General features: G+C 38.0%; 16 protein-coding genes and 1 other annotated feature. Of the genes, 14 read left to right on the top strand and 2 right to left on the bottom strand.

Translation table 11 applies throughout. From position 1 onward, the window contains the following. Positions 1 to 91: 91 nt before the first annotated feature. The 4 genes from J2S08_RS13705 to J2S08_RS13690 all read left to right on the top strand — a co-directional run bounded on the left by J2S08_RS13705 (position 92) and on the right by J2S08_RS13690 (position 5,507). Entirely contained in the window at positions 92 to 1,282 is a 1,191-nt protein-coding gene (locus J2S08_RS13705; protein ID WP_307230428.1) for an MDR family MFS transporter, read from the top strand. A 567-nt stretch (positions 1,283 to 1,849) separates the two neighbouring features. Beyond that, positions 1,850 to 2,260, top strand: a binding site (T-box leader). A gap of 69 nt (positions 2,261 to 2,329) precedes the next feature. After that, positions 2,330 to 4,744 (top strand): leucine--tRNA ligase, encoded by a 2,415-nt coding sequence (leuS, locus tag J2S08_RS13700; protein ID WP_307230426.1) that lies wholly within the window; start codon positions 2,330 to 2,332, stop codon positions 4,742 to 4,744. 199 nt (positions 4,745 to 4,943) lie between these two features. Beyond that, entirely contained in the window at positions 4,944 to 5,252 is a 309-nt protein-coding gene (locus J2S08_RS13695) for a rhodanese-like domain-containing protein (RefSeq protein ID WP_307230424.1), read from the top strand. Positions 5,253 to 5,327: 75 nt separating this feature from the next. Next, on the top strand, positions 5,328 to 5,507 hold the full coding sequence (locus tag J2S08_RS13690; RefSeq protein ID WP_307230422.1) for a sporulation protein Cse60: 180 nt from the start codon (positions 5,328 to 5,330) through the stop codon (positions 5,505 to 5,507). A gap of 78 nt (positions 5,508 to 5,585) precedes the next feature. On the opposite strand, the gene J2S08_RS13685 is transcribed toward J2S08_RS13690, so the two are convergent. Further along, positions 5,586 to 6,863, bottom strand: coding sequence for a BaiN/RdsA family NAD(P)/FAD-dependent oxidoreductase (locus J2S08_RS13685; protein WP_307230420.1), 1,278 nt, complete (start codon positions 6,861 to 6,863; stop codon positions 5,586 to 5,588). A gap of 426 nt (positions 6,864 to 7,289) precedes the next feature. Between J2S08_RS13685 and J2S08_RS13680 the strand changes: the two genes are divergently transcribed. The 7 genes from J2S08_RS13680 (at position 7,290) to J2S08_RS13650 (ending at position 13,342) form a co-directional block, all read left to right on the top strand. After that, entirely contained in the window at positions 7,290 to 8,909 is a 1,620-nt protein-coding gene (locus J2S08_RS13680; protein ID WP_307230418.1) for a putative polysaccharide biosynthesis protein, read from the top strand. A 122-nt stretch (positions 8,910 to 9,031) separates the two neighbouring features. Next, entirely contained in the window at positions 9,032 to 9,748 is a 717-nt protein-coding gene (locus J2S08_RS13675) for a pseudouridine synthase (protein ID WP_307230416.1), read from the top strand. Beyond that, positions 9,745 to 9,993: a hypothetical protein gene (locus J2S08_RS13670; RefSeq protein ID WP_307230413.1), complete on the top strand. Its 249-nt coding sequence runs from the start codon at positions 9,745 to 9,747 to the stop codon at positions 9,991 to 9,993. Before J2S08_RS13675 ends, J2S08_RS13670 begins: the two co-directional genes overlap by 4 nt. Before the next feature lie 156 nt (positions 9,994 to 10,149). Beyond that, positions 10,150 to 10,542: a hypothetical protein gene (locus J2S08_RS13665; protein WP_307230411.1), complete on the top strand. Its 393-nt coding sequence runs from the start codon at positions 10,150 to 10,152 to the stop codon at positions 10,540 to 10,542. A 553-nt stretch (positions 10,543 to 11,095) separates the two neighbouring features. Beyond that, on the top strand, positions 11,096 to 11,770 hold the full coding sequence (locus tag J2S08_RS13660) for a sigma-70 family RNA polymerase sigma factor (protein ID WP_307230409.1): 675 nt from the start codon (positions 11,096 to 11,098) through the stop codon (positions 11,768 to 11,770). 264 nt (positions 11,771 to 12,034) lie between these two features. Next, complete coding sequence (locus J2S08_RS13655) at positions 12,035 to 12,478, top strand: GNAT family N-acetyltransferase (RefSeq protein ID WP_307230407.1); 444 nt, start codon at positions 12,035 to 12,037, stop codon at positions 12,476 to 12,478. Between the two features lie 33 nt (positions 12,479 to 12,511). After that, a complete protein-coding gene (locus J2S08_RS13650) occupies positions 12,512 to 13,342 on the top strand; it encodes a GNAT family N-acetyltransferase (protein WP_307230405.1) in 831 nt (276 codons plus the stop codon). 244 nt (positions 13,343 to 13,586) lie between these two features. On the opposite strand, the gene J2S08_RS13645 is transcribed toward J2S08_RS13650, so the two are convergent. Continuing rightward, the gene (locus tag J2S08_RS13645) at positions 13,587 to 13,808 is read right to left on the bottom strand and encodes a DeoR family transcriptional regulator (protein ID WP_307230403.1); all 222 of its coding nucleotides are present in this window, start codon (positions 13,806 to 13,808) and stop codon (positions 13,587 to 13,589) included. A 328-nt stretch (positions 13,809 to 14,136) separates the two neighbouring features. Between J2S08_RS13645 and J2S08_RS13640 the strand changes: the two genes are divergently transcribed. From J2S08_RS13640 to pepV, 3 genes are all read left to right on the top strand, one after another. Continuing rightward, on the top strand, positions 14,137 to 14,841 hold the full coding sequence (locus J2S08_RS13640; protein WP_307230402.1) for an ABC transporter ATP-binding protein: 705 nt from the start codon (positions 14,137 to 14,139) through the stop codon (positions 14,839 to 14,841). Then, positions 14,834 to 15,985 (top strand): ABC transporter permease, encoded by a 1,152-nt coding sequence (locus J2S08_RS13635; protein WP_307230400.1) that lies wholly within the window; start codon positions 14,834 to 14,836, stop codon positions 15,983 to 15,985. Before J2S08_RS13640 ends, J2S08_RS13635 begins: the two co-directional genes overlap by 8 nt. A gap of 140 nt (positions 15,986 to 16,125) precedes the next feature. Continuing rightward, the gene (pepV, locus tag J2S08_RS13630; protein ID WP_307230398.1) at positions 16,126 to 17,541 is read left to right on the top strand and encodes a dipeptidase PepV; all 1,416 of its coding nucleotides are present in this window, start codon (positions 16,126 to 16,128) and stop codon (positions 17,539 to 17,541) included. Positions 17,542 to 17,565: the final 24 nt, after the last annotated feature.

The raw sequence follows: 17,565 nt of genomic DNA, 5'->3' as shown, positions 1-17,565 counted from the left end.
GAAAGAAATAGTGTGAACAGCTTGCACCTTTTTCGCAAAAGGAATAGAATTACTTTGATAATCGAAATACTTGTTGGAGAGGGTGCTTTTTATGCCTAGAGTTCTATGGCTTTTAGTCATCGGGATGATGGTGAATGTAACGGGCTCATCCTTTTTGTGGCCATTAAATACGATTTACATTCACGACAAACTGGGGAAATCATTGTCAGTTGCAGGTCTCGTTTTAATGCTAAATGCGGCTGCTACAGTTGTTGGCAATCTCTCTGGCGGAGTGCTTTATGATAAAATCGGCGGCTACCGTTCAATCTTGCTTGGTACGATAATGACTGTTTTAGCGCTAGCAGGATTAAACATTTGGCATGGCTGGCCGCACTATGTTATTTTTCTAGCTATTATCGGTCTTGGCACTGGTATGATTATGCCTTCTATGTATGCAATGGCTGGTTCAGTGTGGAAAGAAGGGGGAAGAAGGGCGTTTAATGCAGTATATATTGCCCAAAATGTCGGTGTTGCGGTCGGTTCTGCATTAGGAGGTTTTGTTGCATCGTTATCTTTTGAGTATATTTTCATGGCTAACTTATGGATGTTTGTCGCATTTCTTTTTATTGCTGTTTTTGGCTATCGTCATATTTCTAATCAATCGATTCCACAAGCATCTTCATTAAAGCAGCCAGTTCCGAAAAGAAACAAACATAAATTAATAGCGCTTCTCATTCTCTGTACTGCTTTTCTCCTTTGTTGGGTTGGATATGTACAATGGATGTCGACAATTGCTTCTTATACACAGGATATAAATATTTCTTTAAAACAATACGGTTTATTATGGACAATGAATGGTGCGCTGATTGTACTTGGACAGCCGATCGTGTCACCGGTTATTAAGAAAAGCTCGCTTCATTTAAAAGGACAGATCATCGTTGGTATCATCATTTTTATCCTTTCATTTATCATTGCTGGGGCAGCAGATGGATTTAAAGGCTTAGCAGCAGCAATGATCATATTGACTTTCGGGGAAATGTTCGTATGGCCGGCAGTGCCAACAATTGCAAATCAATTGGCTCCAAAGGGAAGAGAAGGATTCTATCAAGGAATTGTTAATAGTACTGGAACAGGCGGAAGAATGATTGGGCCATTACTAGGAGGAATTCTTGTTGATTTTTACGGGATGTCTATGCTATTTATTGTATTAATTGTGCTATTAGTCATTGCTATCCTGCTCACGATTGTATTTGATCGTTCTTTAAAAGAGTCATCCAATAAAAAATTATCTGCGTCTACTTAGTAAAAGGAGCAAGAAGAAGCGGCGTATTGCAAAATCGTTTTCAGTTGTGATCGTTGCGAAAAGATACTTGTTTAAACTAAAATAATTGGCTATAATAGTATCAATATTTCTTACAATGATGTATACAAAAAGTACCAAGAATTTCAAGGAGTGAAGCTGTGAGGATCGCAGCGTATATCAATACGTGAGAACCGAAGCAGCAAAACGACACAGAAATACACCGGTGATTTTCCCGAACTTTTAAAACAACCTCCCAAAATGAAAGTTTTAAGAAGGAGGACAAAAGAACCAAGAATTTCAAGGAACCGATCGCAAAGAGGACCGGAGCGTATACCAATACGTGAGGACCGGATTTGCAGAGTGACGCCGAAATACGCCGGTAATTTTCCCGGACTTTTTAAAACAACCTCCCAAAATGAAAGTTTTAAAAAGGAGGACAAAAAGAACAAGGATTTCAAGGAGTGAAGCTGTGAGGCTCGCAGCGTATATCAATACGTGAGAACCGGAACAGCAAAACGACACAGAAATACGTAGTTATTTTTCCCTGACTTTTTAAAACAACCTTATATTTAGACGTTGAAAAGGAATAGTAACAATGAACCCTGCCCCAGAGAGTTGACGGCTGGTGAAAGTCAACCAGGAACATTGCGAACTCGCCTTTTGAGTTGCAAGTGCGAAAGAAATAAAGCAATGGGTTTGTATAGTATCTTTTTATCAAATTGCTGATGCTAAAATCGTTTTTTTCCATTAGTGCTTGCCGTTTTCCGCGTTATGGATGAAAGAAGCGAGTGACTTTAAGTGCTTGTTCATGATGAGAGGCTGCAAATGCTGAATCTATCTACTTAACATATCAAGATAGTACATCAGTGCGCAGCAGACATTCTGTCTGTTGCTTTCTCTTCAGTTTTTTGAACAATCTCTTTTGCACTAATGTGGGTGGTACCGCGGGAGCGAATATAATAGCCTCTCGTCCCAGCATGTTGGGATGAGGGGTGTTTTGTGTTTTATAAATGCTAAGATGTGTATGTCAATAAGGAGGATTTAGAAATGAGCTTTGATCACAAAAAAATAGAGGCCAAATGGCAACATTATTGGGAAAAAAATAAAACATTTAAAACAATAGAAGAAAATGATAAAGAATACTTTTACGCACTGGATATGTTTCCTTATCCTTCTGGTGTAGGACTTCATGTTGGTCATCCTGAAGGCTATACAGCAACAGATATTTTGGCGCGAATGAAGCGGATGCAAGGTTACCAAGTCCTTCATCCGATGGGATGGGATGCATTTGGGCTTCCAGCCGAACAATATGCACTTGATACTGGAAACGATCCAGCAGAATTTACGGAGCATAACATTAATACTTTCCGCCGCCAAATTAAAGCACTAGGGTTTTCATATGATTGGGATCGTGAAATCAATACAACAGATCCTCAATATTACAAATGGACTCAGTGGATCTTTTTGAAACTTTATGAGAAAGGGCTTGCTTATATTGATGAAGTGCCAGTGAATTGGTGTCCTGCACTTGGAACTGTTCTCGCAAATGAGGAAGTCATCGATGGAAGAAGTGAACGAGGCGACCATCCAGTAGAACGGCGTCCAATGAAGCAATGGATGCTAAAAATAACTGAATATGCAGATCGTTTGCTGGAAGATTTGGATGAGTTAGATTGGCCGGAAAACTTGAAAGAAATGCAACGTAATTGGATTGGACGCTCAGAAGGTGCCGAAGTGACTTTCACGATTGAAGGAACAGAAGAGCATTTTAAAGTATTCACGACTCGACCTGATACATTATTTGGTGCAACCTATGCTGTCCTTGCACCAGAGCATCCTTTAGTGGAAAAGATCACGACATCTGGACAAGCAGCTGATGTAAAAGCTTACTTAGATAAAATTAAATCAAAAAGCGACCTAGAACGGACTGACTTAGCAAAGGAAAAGACAGGCGTGTTCACTGGTGCTTACGCAATAAATCCAGCAAATAACGAAAAAATGCCAATTTGGATAGCCGATTATGTGTTAATGAGTTATGGTACGGGAGCAATTATGGCGGTACCTGCTCATGATGAGCGTGATTTTGAATTTGCTAATGCTTTTCAGCTGCCGATAAAGGAAGTTGTCGCTGGCGGAAATTTAGAGAAAGAAGCTTATACTGGCGATGGTGTGCATATTAATTCTGAATTCCTCAATGGATTGGAGAAAGAAGAAGCAATCAAGACTATGATCAATTGGCTTGAAAAACAAGGCTTAGGAACAAAAAAGGTCACTTATCGTCTCAGAGATTGGCTGTTCAGCCGTCAACGCTACTGGGGTGAACCGATACCAATCATCCATTGGGAAGATGGAACATCTTCAGCAGTTCCTGAAACTGAGCTGCCGCTCATACTGCCAAAAACAGATCAAATCAAGCCATCTGGAACTGGTGAATCGCCGCTGGCTGGAATAAAAGATTGGGTAGAGGTAGTTGACCCAGAAACGGGGAAAAAAGGACGCCGTGAAACAAATACGATGCCGCAATGGGCAGGAAGCTGTTGGTACTACCTTCGCTACATCGATCCGACTAATGAAGAAGCTTTGGCTGATCCAGAAAAGCTGAAAAAATGGCTGCCTGTCGATATTTACATTGGCGGTGCTGAGCATGCTGTATTGCATTTGCTCTATGCACGTTTCTGGCATAAATTTTTATATGATATTGGCATCGTCCCAACGAAAGAACCATTTCAAAAGTTGTTTAACCAAGGAATGATTCTTGGAGAAAATAATGAAAAAATGAGTAAGTCAAAAGGAAATGTCGTAAATCCAGATGAAGTATTAGAAAGCCACGGTGCCGATACACTTCGATTATATGAAATGTTCATGGGACCGTTAGACGCTTCCATTGCTTGGTCCACAACTGGATTAGATGGTTCAAGACGTTTTCTTGACCGGGTTTGGCGTTTAGTGATTGTGAATGATAGCGAGCTGCATCCTAAAATTGTCGAAGATGGCGGTAATGAGTTGGAAAAAGTGTATCACCAAACAGTAAAGAAAGTAACAGAGGATTACGAAAATCTTCACTTTAATACTGCTATTTCACAATTAATGGTGTTTGTTAATGAAGCATACAAAGTAGAGCAGTTGAATAAAACTTATATTGAAGGGTTTGTCAAATTACTTTCTCCAATTGCCCCTCATGTAGCAGAGGAATTATGGGAAAAGCTAGGACATGAAGAGACGATCACCTATGAAGCTTGGCCAACTTTTGATGAAGAAAAGTTAAGTGACAACGAAGTTGAGATAGTTGTGCAAATTAATGGAAAAGTACGTGCGAAAATACGAATGTCAACAGATGCAACACGTGAAGAAATGGAAAAAGCAGCGCTAGATGATGCGAAAATAGCTGCAGCTATTGAAGGAAAAACAGTTCGAAAAGTGATTGCAGTACCAGGAAAGCTTGTCAATATTGTTGCAAATTAAATACTTCTAGCAATGCTTGCACATTGAGAAATCAGGGGTACCGTCATTCAAGATTTGATGGTACCCCTTTTTAATACCTTCATAAAGCGGGAAATAACTGAGAAGAGATCAAAATAAGATAAAATCTTAATGGATATCATGATAAACTTGTAATTTGAATAATTTTTATTTGGAACAAATAGAAGGGATGGGAAAAGCTTTGAATTTCATAAAAACAATTACAGCAGCGGAGTTAGCGCAAAAATTAGATAATAAGGAGCCTCTGCATCTAATTGATGTCCGGGAACATGAGGAAGTAGCAACAGGTATGATACCGACAGCACAACATATCCCAATGGGAGAGATACCAGTCACCTTACATAAGTTGGATAAACAGACACCGTATATTTTTATTTGTCGGTCTGGCAACAGAAGCGGCCAAGTTTGTTTATTTTTGCAAGAGCAAGGCTATGATGTGACAAATATGGTTGGCGGCATGTTAGAGTGGACCGGTGAGATAGTATTTTAACAAGGCGTTTGGATGATTGTGAATCTTATTTCTTGGCTAAACTAGTGGAAAAACTAGTGAGGAAGGAAAAAGTCTATGATTCAAGTAAAGGTTTTTGATTGTGAGCACGAAAAAGATTTAGAAGAGGAAATGAACGATTTCCTTTCAAATCTAGATGCACGCAAGTTTGTTGATATTAAGTACCATATTGCCATGCTTTCTGATGAGGATGAGCAAATCTTTTGCTTTAGCGGCATGATCCTTTATAGAAAATAAAGGGGGGAGCAGCATTTTACTCGCTGCTGCCCCTAATAACTTGTGATAATGTGATGCATTGTTCCCTTCTTTTTTCGATTATGAGCACGTATTCTTACTGTAGAGTGCTGCATTCATGCCGGCAAGTCTCCCAGTAACTAAAGCAGCTGTAATATTATAGCCTCCAGTATATCCATAAATATCTAGCACTTCTCCACAAAAAAATAAGCCAGGCATCAGTTTAGAAGCCATTGTTTTTGGTTCAATTTCTTTTACAGATACTCCGCCTCCGGTAACAAATGCTTTTTCCAAAGGCAATGTGCCATCAACGTGGAAACGAAAGTGCTTGCATAATGTCGTAAATGCTCTCAATTTATCTGAAGCCAGTATGCCACCAGATGTTTGCGGATCGATAGCAGCGGTTTCGAGCAATAAAAGCAGCAGTCTTTCCTGAATTAATCCTTTAAAAGCATTTTTAACAATTTTTTTCGGTTCCTTTTTTAATAATTGACTGAATCGATTGTAAAGTGCTTCTTCATTTTCATTTGGAAATAGATCAACTTCCATCAGCACTTGAGAAAGCTGCCATTTTTTCATTGCTTTCACAACGAATTGGCTACAGCGCAAAACGGCAGGACCCGATATCCCGAAGTGGGTAAAAATCATATCCATCTGATGAGTAATAAGCGACTTTCCTTTAGGATTGAGAACACTTACTGCAACATCGCGAAGGGATATTCCTTGGAGTGTTTTAGCTTTGATAAAAGGTTCCTTCGATGTCAATGGAACTTCCGTCGGAAATAGCTCTGTTACAGTATGGCCAGCTTTTTGCGCCCACGGAAATCCGTCACCAGTACTCCCAGTATAAGGAACCGATTTACCACCAACCGCAATAACTACTGCTTGACTTTTCAATATATCGCCATTTGCCAGTACAATACCCGATGTTTTATGATGATCATAGAGAACATCTTTAACAGGGCTGTTCACTTGTATGGCGACCTTTAAAGAAGCTAGCTTACGAAGCATTGCATCAACGACAGATTGTGCTTTATTAGAAACTGGGAACATTCTTCCATGATCCTCTTCTTTTAAAGCAATTCCGAGATTTTCAAAGAATGCAATGATATCTTCGTTATCGAATAGAGAAAAAGCACTATATAGAAACCGGCCATTCCCAGGAATATGAGCAATGATTTCATCAACAGGCAAACGATTCGTTACATTACAGCGTCCGCCTCCTGAAATTGCTAACTTGCGGCCTAGTTTATTGCCTTTATCAATTAATAGTGTGTTTGCGCCTTTTTCAGCAGCAGCGATTGCTGCCATTAGCCCAGAAGGCCCGCCGCCGATAATAATACAATCATACGTTTGCATCGTGTCCATCCTTTGTGTTAGAAATAGGTTCAGACCAATATACAGGAGAGATCTGATCCCCGTTGCTCAACTATTTTTTTCTTTTCCTATTTTAATTGGCAGTTGTAGAGAAAGCAACTTTTTTAAAAAAACAAAAGGTATAAATGGAAAAATATTATGCATATTCCTTTTATAAAAGAAGAAAAACATTGTCAATTACCGATCTTAGAGGTAAACTACTCTTAGTGTTTCCCCTAATAAGGTTGTCTAATAAGTTCAGAAACATGAGCTTAACGCTGTGATTTACATCCTTATTGGGCTTGGATAGGTTTGTTTCTTTAGTCTTCCTTGTTGAGCAGCTTAAATAAATTCTCATCAACATGATTTTGCTCTCATTGGAAATGATACATCAAGCGTCTATAAATATTTTGGAAAGATAGGGATTTTATGACTTCTAAGTTAATGAGAGGTACGTTTTTAATCACGTTAGGAACGATTCTATCTAAGGTGTTAGGCGCATTATATGTCATTCCTTTCTACGCCATGATTGGTGAAGAGAATGTTGCGCTTTACCAAATTGGATATGTCCCATACTCCATTTTTATCAGTATCGCGACAGCAGGTGTTCCGCTTGCAGTTGCTAAATACATAGCAAAGTACAATTCATTAGAGGAATACGCAGTCGGACGAAGGTTATTTAAGTCTGGCATATACTTGATGATGGCAACAGGGATCATTTCCTTTGCAGTCCTCTATTTTTTTGCTCCAACTTTTGCACATATCATGCTTGCAAATCAACAAAACCCTTCCTTTACATACGAGGAAGTAACTACAGTGATAAAAGCAGTTAGCTTTGCACTAATTGTTGTACCCTTTATGAGTTTAATTCGCGGCTTTTTCCAAGGGCATCAATCAATGGGCCCTTCTGCTGTTTCGACAGTTGTTGAGCAAATTGTCCGGATTGCATTTGTATTAGTTGGTACGTTTTTTGTATTAAATGTCTTTAACGGTGATACGGTTACAGCAATAAGTCTGGCAACCTTTGCAGCGTTTATAGGCGGCATTGGCAGTTTAATGGTGTTGCTATGGTATTGGAAAAAACGCAAGCCTTATTTAGATGAGCTTTTGCAACATGATAAAGGCAATATCGATGTATCTATGACAGATATGTACAAGGAGATTATTATTTATGCAATTCCGTTTGTATTAGTAGGAATTGCCAACCCATTATATCAATTAATAGATAACGTTACCTTTTCCCGTGCATTTGATGCGATTGCGAAAACAGCTGATGAGGGACGAAGAGCATTAGGGATTGTGAGCTTTAGCGTCCATAAGCTTGTCATTATTCCAGTATCATTAGCAACTGCATTTTCACTGTCTTTAGTGCCGCTCGTGACAGAATCATATGTAAAAGGCGAGAGAGATGTGATGATTCGAAATCTAAATCAAACATTTCAGATTCTCCTATTTATCACAATGCCTGCAGCTATTGGACTTGCACTTTTAGCAAGGCCTATATACACGGTTTTCTATGAACCTAGTACGCTTGGAACGGAAGTGTTAATGACTTATGCACCTGTTGCAATATTGTTTGCTTTATTTGCAGTGACTGCTGCTATATTGCAAGGAATTAATGAACAACGTTTCACGATGCTCAGTTTACTTGTAGGAATTTTAGTAAAGTTAAGCCTTAACATTCCTTTTATTAAAATGTTTGAAACGAAAGGTGCGGTTTATGCAACAGCCCTTGGATATTTAGCTTCGATTACGATTAATTTTATTGTGATTCGATTGTTCATTGGATATCCATTCAAACTTGTAGTAAGAAGAACGATTCTTATTGTGCTTTTTAATCTTACGATGACAGTGGGGGTTATTGCCAGCTATAAAGGTTTAAGTATGATCTTAAGTCCTGACCATAAGCTGCAAGCTCTAGTACTCATTATCATTTGTGCGCTCATTGGCGCCTTGATATATGGATATTTAGGACTGAAATCAAAGCTTGCGGATCGATTGTTTGGCCAACGATTACAAAAGATAAAACAAAAACTGCGCTTGCAGTAGGTTGATAATCACGATTTTTATGCAAGTTTATAAATAAACAGAAATGGAGGGAGGCCTGCTGCACCAAAGGAGGAGTACTTGTGAAGTGATATCTCAGTTAGGTTAGCAGCAAGCTCTCATTCATGCGTATTGATAAATTATTAGCAAACTTAGGATATGGAAGTAGAAAAGATGTAAAAAAGATATTAAAAACAGGGAAAGTTAGTGTGAATGGTGGTATCGTGAAAGACCCTAAATTTCATATCAATCCCGATATCGATACAGTTGTGCTAAACGGTGAAGAGCTGCACTATCGTCCGTTTATATATTTGATGATGAACAAGCCGCAAGGAGTCATTTCAGCAACTGAAGATTTGCGTGATCAAACAGTAATTGATTTACTAGCAATAGAAGATACAGTGTTAAAGCCGTTCCCAGTTGGCAGGCTTGATAAGGATACAGAAGGTCTTTTATTGCTGACGAACGATGGATTGCTTTCCCATCAGCTGCTTTCTCCTAAAAAGCATGTTCCAAAAACTTATTATGCGGTTGTTAAAGGAGAAGTAACAGCCCAGGATATCCTGACATTTAAAAACGGAGTAACGTTAGACGACGGCTATCAAACAAAGCCCGCAATTTTAAACATTTTAAAATCTGGTTTACGTTCAGAGATTGAATTAACGATTACTGAAGGTAAGTTTCATCAAGTAAAACGAATGTTTGCTGCGGTTGGAAAGAAGGTTGTTTATTTGAAGCGTGTATCTATGGGACCGCTTTACTTGGACGATGATCTGGCGCTGGGAGAGTATCGAGAATTAACGGAGGCGGAGGTAACACTATTAAAAGAATATACGCCTTGATGAAAGACAGGGGACCAACAGACGCAGGTGCTGTTGGTCGTTTTGGTGGTACGCTAGCATTAGGTGTAATTTATCCGTTAAGCAAAGGTATACAAAATGCCTTTCGAGTAAGCCTAGCTTTTTTAGAAAGTCTTCTCTACCTCCAAGCATTTAATATGTTCTTCCGTTATTTAACTTTTTATCAACTATTGTGCTTTTATGGAAGGGCTTCCGATGCCTCCTCTTCCATGGCGATCCAAATTTAATTCAATTTGTGAAGGAGCTTTCCTTTTAAGATTCTCTTTGATGACTTTCACTCTGAAAACAGTCTATGGCTTTTCTAAATTTGAGGAGCCTTTTTGGACAACTTCGTGGTATGTTATGATGTAACGATGGTGGTGATATTTGGGATGAATAACTGGATGGATGATGAGATTGCTGAAAAGGAGATAAAGAAAACTAAATTAAAATCGGCTATTTTGATATTCAGTATTGTGATAGCATTTATTATTTGTTCTATTTATTGGATTTATTTTGATGAAACACCTTTTTTATTAAGTGAATCCCCAAATAATGTAAATGAAGTGGAAATCGTAGAAAAAGGACATGGTTTTTTCACAGACATAAAGATTCGTTTTGTTAAAGAAGGAAAAACAGTGAAGTCAGAAAAACGTCATGTGAATAATCTCAATTGGGCTCACGAACCTGGACAATACAATATTATATGGGAGAATGATTATTATGTTAAATTAACAATCAATTACGAATTCAAGACAATTATAATGGAACATGATTTTTCAAAATATACTAATTAGACATTTTCTTCCTTTTTATTCACTCCGTTTTCAACACTACAAACTATTCTTCTTATTGTGCGATACATGATAAGTTGATATGGCCTATCATGTCTTTTACATGTTAGTGGGGCATATACAAACTCACCCATATGGTCTCATTTATCTATAGTGTCTAACGAAATTAAGCTTTTTTATTATGACATCTTTACTTTCTTTCAGTGGTGATTCATTTGTCGCAATTCGGTCGATATTTGGTTAGATCAATACATGACTTACGGTGTCCTCGTCGTTGCAGGTATTGCGTTCATCACTGTCTTGTTCTCGATTTTGAGCACTCGAAAGGCTGTAGTTGCGCGGTAAAGTATGCAGATGCGAGACTTATTATTTTATTCAGTACAGAGAAACCTTTTGCTTTCTAATTATAAACATAGGTACTTTGGTAAAAGAGGACAGTAGAAAAAGCATGAAATCTTTCCAAGAAAAAATTTTTCTTTTTCACGAACCTAGATACGATTCCCGACGTCTAAACTAATGTAACACAAATAAAGAGGACAAAAGGAGGCCTCACAATTTGATTACCAAACAAAGTATTGAGCAGGATGTTCGACTTGCTAAGCGTGGAGATAGTCATGCTTTCAGTAGGTTGATTGTTGCCTATGAACGTAACTTGTATGGTCTGGCACATACATATCTTAAGCGGGATGAGGATTGTGCTGATGCTGTACAGGAAACGATTTTCAAATCGTTTAGAGCCATACATACCTTAAAAGAACCTGCTTATTTCAAAACGTGGTTGTTCCGTATTCTTATTAACGAATGCATTCAATTGCTACGGGTCCAAAAACGGACACGAATATTCAATCAGTCCGAATGCGACGCTGAATCAGTTAATGTTCCATACGAAGCTATTGAATTAAAGGAAGCTGTAGCGTATTTGGAAAAAGATCTACGTGTCGTCATCCAGCTCTATTATTACGAGGATTTATCTATTAAACAAATTGCTAAGTTTGTAGGGGTCCCGGAAGGTACAGTGAAATCACGACTGCACAGGGCTCGTACACTCTTAGCCGAAGAACTAGAATCCTCTCAGGAAAGGAGAGTGGACTATGACCAGCAATTAATGCAGGGGAGCATTGTCATGATGACTCTGTTCCGCTGCTTTCTATTGTACGCGAGCAAATTAATGGAGCGCTTTCCGTGTTCTCAGAGAAACGGATATCATCTAGTCGATGCCGTTATATCTTAGATTTTGTAGCAAGTATGACCGCCCTAAAGATCGTCAGTATATGACTCTTATTAGGGCGGTAATAGCGATATAGGTTTGGAAGCCTCGATTCTATACTTGAAACTCGGGACGACTAATACCTTCATTGATATGAATGATAAGTGCACGGAGGCCAATAAAGGACAAATTGATCACTAAATAAGATGTAATGTTATTAGAAATCGAAATATTCGGTAAAGGCGGATACATATTGATCATAATGAGAACAGAATGAGAGGGATCTATATGAAGGAAAGAATAATAGATAGTAATATAAGCATAACATATGACTATAATGAAGCTGATTATGACAGTGTATCTGACAACTTATATGAGTATAATGTGAGAACAACGAAAGGCTTGCTAAAAAAACCAGCGAAAGATATTCATTTATTTTTAAAAAATGAATCCGGACAAGTGATAGGCGGTATTTTTTGCGAAACTTTCTCTTATTGCTTATATATTGATGTTTTTTGGATAGCAGATGAATACAGAAATAAGGGATATGGTAAAGTGATGATTACTGAGTCTGAGAGAATTGGAAAGGAAATGGGATGTACTTTTTCTCATACATCTACATTTTCCTACCAATCCCCTTATTTCTATAAAAGCATGGGATATGAAGTATTTGGAATTCTGGATGATTATCCTGAAGGAATAAAACAATTTTTTCTTAAGAAAAAATTATAACTGCTGACATAAGAAAGAGAGAGGAATTTTTCCATGATTTATAAACTTGATAAAAAAGATTATCCAAAGATAAGAACATTGTTGAGAACACCCGAGCAAAAAAATGATTTGACACTAAATGCGATTATTAACCGTACGAATAGAGGAACGATTTACGTAGATAATCTGGAGCAGCCCCGGACGGCGTTGATAGATGCAACGGGAACAATTTCTATCTTTATTGGGGATGCTGAAAATGAAGAATTTATTAAACACCTACGTGAATTTATTGATAATCAATTGAAAATAGATACGTATCTTTCATGTGGCGGAACTTATTTCCTTGCGGTCGTACCTGATGAAACGTGGGAAATGGTAGTCAAAAATGTCATTTCACACCGAGAGTATGAGACGGATTATGAGTATTACTACCAATTTAATCCTGAACTGTTTAATACCCGAAAGAGCAGCTACAGACCCCTGCCGCAAGGATATACGATTAAAAAAATAAATGCAGAAGTCATACATAACGACCCGAATGAATTATTATCTGACGTCTTAGGTGAGTTTTGGTATTCAATAGATGATTTTCTTAGACAGGGAGTCGGGTACTGTGTATTGAAAGGTGAGAGAATAATCAGTGCTTGCCTTTCCTGCTGTGTAAACGAAAAAAATCATGAGATTAGTGTAGAAACGTATGATGAAGAAGAAATGAATAAAGGACTGGCAACGTTGGTATGTACAGCCTATTTGGAGCACTGTATTAAAAATGGGATAACACCATACTGGTCAACGCTTGAGACGAATGTGGAGTCGAACCGATTAGGAAAAAAACTAGGGTTTGAATTTGAGTCGAAGTGTAAGACGCTTGAGTTCGAATTTTAAAGATGGATAGTTAAAAGCAATTTTTACTTTAAAAAGCAAGAGGATCGCCCTTATTTGAACCCTAGGTTTTAGCGCATCTTTATAACCATTCACTTTTTAACAAATTTTTCACTATCATTCAGAGTGGAAGAATAGTTGATAAACATCGTCTATATAAGATAAAAAAGGAATTGCAAGAGAATCGCAATTCCAATAAATGTTCAATTTTATTTTTTTGCTTCATTTTTTAAGTGAAGCTTTTTCTTTATGATGACATCTTTACTTTCTTTTCAGTAGTGGTCCATTTGCCGCGATGTGGGCTCGTTATTAGGTCATTGTAAGCTAACACATTCAAATCTCTTTGAATGGTGCGAGGAGTGATGCCGAATTCATCTACTAGTTCATCCGTGGAGACAGTTCCATTATCTTTGATAAACAAATAGATGGACTTAATCCGGGTTAACATTCGATTCGTTGAAGGTTTCATAAAAAAACCACTCCCTCATCTTTTTTCCAATGGCTAAGACTACGGACGGCTTTATGCACTAGTTAAAATACTAATGCTCGAAAAAGTTTTTCTCGGACATGCAACCCCTTTACCTTAATAAATGGAATATAAGATGTCAGACAATTTTATTATAGCGTTTTTCCTAAAAAATTTCTAGTTGAAACAAAAAATTTACATATTTTTAAAGTAAAAGAAACTTTTTGTGTCATAAAGATGGATGGGGAAATGGTTGTAAACCCACTTCTCATCCATTCGAAACTATTTTACACTTCTTTCGTATTTAAATAATGAGAGAGGAGGATTCAAGATGTCCATTTTACGTGTCCATATTGAAGAAGCAGGGTATGAAAGAGAAAAAGCCACCATTCATCAAATCAATTTTGATATTAAAAAGAATGAGCTAGTTGGCATGATAGGAGCAAATGGAGCCGGGAAAAGTACGACAATCAAAGGAATCCTAGGGCAGCTTTCGTATGTTAAAGGTAAAATAAGCGAAATAAATGAGATCCGTTATTCTTATGTTCCAGAACGTCCAATCTTTTATGATGAGTTAACGTTATGGGAGCACATTGAGTTTGTTGCTGCTGTTGAGAAGCTGGAAGAGCGTGATATAGTTGATGTGAAACAGCTGTTGAGAAAATTTAAATTGACGAAGCATATTCATCAATTTCCAAATAATTTTTCAAAAGGAATGCAGCAAAAAGCAATGATTGCCTTAGCGCTTTTGACAAAACCTGAATTGCTTATTATTGATGAGCCCTTTATTGGATTAGATCCAAATGCGACAAAGTTGTTGCTGCATTTATTGAATATTGAAAAACAAAAAGGGACAAGTATTCTATTATGTACACATGTTTTGGATACGGCACAGCGTATTTGCGATCGTTTCCTCATTATTGAAAAAGGAACATTAAAAGCTAGTGGCACTTTAGCGGAAGTATTGAATCAATGCGGAGCAGAAGAACAAGATTTATATGCTTGTATTGCAATGGAGGAAGAAGAGGATGAATAGCCGCCGCTTATTTTTCCAAAGAAACAAGCAAGAATGGAAATATCAGTATCGCGCGATCATGTCGATTTTTGATTGGACAATCATTTTATACATTTTAGTTCCTGCTTTATTCTTCAGTGGGTTGGTTTATCGTTCTTGGTGGCTAGAGACGCCACAGTGGGCAGAAGGTTTGCCTGTTGCATTTTTATTTGTGCTGTTATTTCTATTGTTATGGAATGGGCACTTTCGAACCTATATTAAAGATGCTGATCGAATCTATTTATTAAAAAAAGAAGCATTGTTTATCGGGTTAAAAAAATATGGTATTCGCTTTCATTATATTTTTGAAATAATGATTGCCGCTTTGCTTATAGCAATTATTGCTCCAATTTGGATGAAAGGCTTCAGTATGAGTGTTGGTTCACTGTTGCTATTAGGTGCCACATGGTTGGCACATAAATGGTTGATCATGTCAATAAAACGGAAATGGATCATTTTTCCAGTAAAATGGAAGCGGTTTGGTTTTCAATTTGCTGTCATTTTCATACTTATGATAACGTGGGGCGTTAGCTATTATGCAATCATACTTCAACAGATTTGGCTGTTGGCTTCTCTTAGTTTCGTGCAAATGATGTTGTCATTTTATCTAATGAAGAAAAGTTATACAAGTGTTGATACATTTGAAGAAGACTTGGTCATTGAAGAGCAAGAGCATGTAAAATATATACAATTCATTTTTACGTTTTCGTTTGAAATAGAGAAAGCAGGAAAGGCTCCGTCAAGAAGGTCACCGCGTCTTTTTGCCAATTCAAGACACATTTTTAAAAACCGCACTCCTAGAAATGCTTTTATAGAAATGTTTATCAAGGTCATGCTTCGCAATCGGAAATATTTTCTTTCTTATTTACAGTTGCTTGGGGTTACAAATGCAGTTGTATTGTTGCTTCCTCCTATTTGGATGAAAATCCTGTTGTCGCTTGGCTCGTTATTCATGCTGCGCATGTGGATTGCACTTATGTGGAGTAAAGTAATGGTACATCATCCAATTTTACTAAAATATCGAAACCATCCAGCTTCCGGCGAGAGCAGAAAATTTGTTGTGATTGTCATGATGGTGCCATTTGCATTAAGTTTACTCCTTTTCTTTATTCTTTCTATACGATGATGAGGCTATTTTGTTCCTAAAGGAAAAATAGTACAATAAGGAGACAGAGCAATGCTTTCATAGAGAGAAAATTTCTTTATGGAGCTTAACCTGAGCTTGAGTAGGCCACACCCAAAGTGGTGATAGTAAAGGAGTATAAGATGCAAGAAATTCAGTGGATGCAAGAGGCAATGAAAAGAAAGTCATCACTTTTAAAGGATCTACAGGGGTTATTGCGGATAAATAGCGTTTTGGACGAACAAGCAACATCGCCTGATGCTCCTTTAGGAGATGGCGTGAAAGCAGCCTTGCAGTATGTCCTTGATTTAGGAAAAAAAGATGAATTTCAAACAAAAAATGTTGGTAATCTTGCTGGGCATGTAGAAATGGGAGCGGGAAAAGAACTGGTCGGCATCCTATGCCACGTTGACGTCGTACCAGAAGGGGAAGGCTGGTCGTTTGCTCCTTTTGGCGGTGAAATGAAAGATGGCAAAATTTATGCACGCGGGGCAATCGATGATAAAGGACCAACAATGGCTGCCTATTATGCTATGAAAATCGTGAAAGAGCTTGGCTTGCCAATTGAAAAGCGTGTACGCTTAATCGTTGGTACTGATGAGGAAAGCAACTGGCGCTGTGTAGATCGCTATTTTGCCGAAGAAGAAATGCCCACTTTAGGCTTCGCTCCAGACGCCTCCTTTCCAATCATTCATGCAGAAAAAGGGATTGCTGATTTCGATTTTGTGATGCCAGCTAAAGAGGAAGAGGGAACAAAAAATATATTTTTACATTCCTTTCAAGCTGGAGAGAGGTATAATATGGTTCCTTCTTTCGCAAGAGCAAGACTGTATGTGAGAGGAGAACAGACAAGCATCGTTCAATGTTTCGACGATTATTGTCAAAAACATCACTTAAAGGGAAGCTATTATGTGGAGAGCGGTGATTTGATTTTTGAATTAGAAGGAGTGTCTGCTCATGGAATGGAACCGGAAAAAGGCGTAAATGCAGGTCTTCATCTAATCGTATTTTTGTCAGAGCTCTCGTTAACAGGAAAAGCAAAAAACTTCTTAGATTTTGGCAGACAATTTTTATGGAACGATACAAGGGGAAATGCTTTAGACATTGCCTATGAGGATGATGTAACAGGTGAATTGACAGTGAATGCAGGGATGATAGCGTATTCCCATACAGAAGGTGCTCGTTTTGGCATTAACATGCGATATCCTGTTACATTTGATATAGAAAAAGGCAAACAATTATTATCTAAATGCATTGAATCTTTTGACGGTCATCTTGATCGCTTTACCGATTTAAAACCGCACTACGTAGATGAAAATCATAGACTTATTCAAATTCTTCAAAAAGTATACGAAGAGCAAACAGGGGAACAAGCGGCATTGCTTTCGATTGGCGGTGGTACATATGCACGTTCGCTCAAGGCTGGAGTGGCATTTGGTGCATTATTTCCGGGTTGTCCCGATGTTGCCCACCAAAAGGATGAATATATGGATATAGATGATTTATTAAAAGCAACCGCAATCTATGCGCAAGCGATTTATGAGCTTGCTAGTGAATAGCGATCATAAAAAAAGGGAGAGAAG

It is taken from the genome of Bacillus chungangensis (genome assembly GCF_030812995.1).
In the GTDB taxonomy this organism is placed as follows: domain Bacteria; phylum Bacillota; class Bacilli; order Bacillales; family Bacillaceae_C; genus Bacillus_CF; species Bacillus_CF chungangensis.
This window is presented reverse-complemented; position numbering and strand designations above follow the sequence as displayed.

Coding starts and splice junctions, on each gene's coding strand:
- J2S08_RS13685 (WP_307230420.1), bottom strand. CDS start 6,863: ATGCAAACGTATGATTGTATTATTATCGGCGGCGGGCCTTCTGGGCTA.
- leuS (WP_307230426.1), top strand. CDS start 2,330: ATGAGCTTTGATCACAAAAAAATAGAGGCCAAATGGCAACATTATTGG.
- J2S08_RS13635 (WP_307230400.1), top strand. CDS start 14,834: ATGAATAGCCGCCGCTTATTTTTCCAAAGAAACAAGCAAGAATGGAAA.
- pepV (WP_307230398.1), top strand. CDS start 16,126: ATGCAAGAAATTCAGTGGATGCAAGAGGCAATGAAAAGAAAGTCATCA.
- J2S08_RS13650 (WP_307230405.1), top strand. CDS start 12,512: ATGATTTATAAACTTGATAAAAAAGATTATCCAAAGATAAGAACATTG.
- J2S08_RS13680 (WP_307230418.1), top strand. CDS start 7,290: ATGACTTCTAAGTTAATGAGAGGTACGTTTTTAATCACGTTAGGAACG.
- J2S08_RS13690 (WP_307230422.1), top strand. CDS start 5,328: ATGATTCAAGTAAAGGTTTTTGATTGTGAGCACGAAAAAGATTTAGAA.
- J2S08_RS13655 (WP_307230407.1), top strand. CDS start 12,035: ATGAAGGAAAGAATAATAGATAGTAATATAAGCATAACATATGACTAT.
- J2S08_RS13665 (WP_307230411.1), top strand. CDS start 10,150: ATGGATGATGAGATTGCTGAAAAGGAGATAAAGAAAACTAAATTAAAA.
- J2S08_RS13640 (WP_307230402.1), top strand. CDS start 14,137: ATGTCCATTTTACGTGTCCATATTGAAGAAGCAGGGTATGAAAGAGAA.
- J2S08_RS13675 (WP_307230416.1), top strand. CDS start 9,032: ATGCGTATTGATAAATTATTAGCAAACTTAGGATATGGAAGTAGAAAA.
- J2S08_RS13705 (WP_307230428.1), top strand. CDS start 92: ATGCCTAGAGTTCTATGGCTTTTAGTCATCGGGATGATGGTGAATGTA.
- J2S08_RS13645 (WP_307230403.1), bottom strand. CDS start 13,808: ATGAAACCTTCAACGAATCGAATGTTAACCCGGATTAAGTCCATCTAT.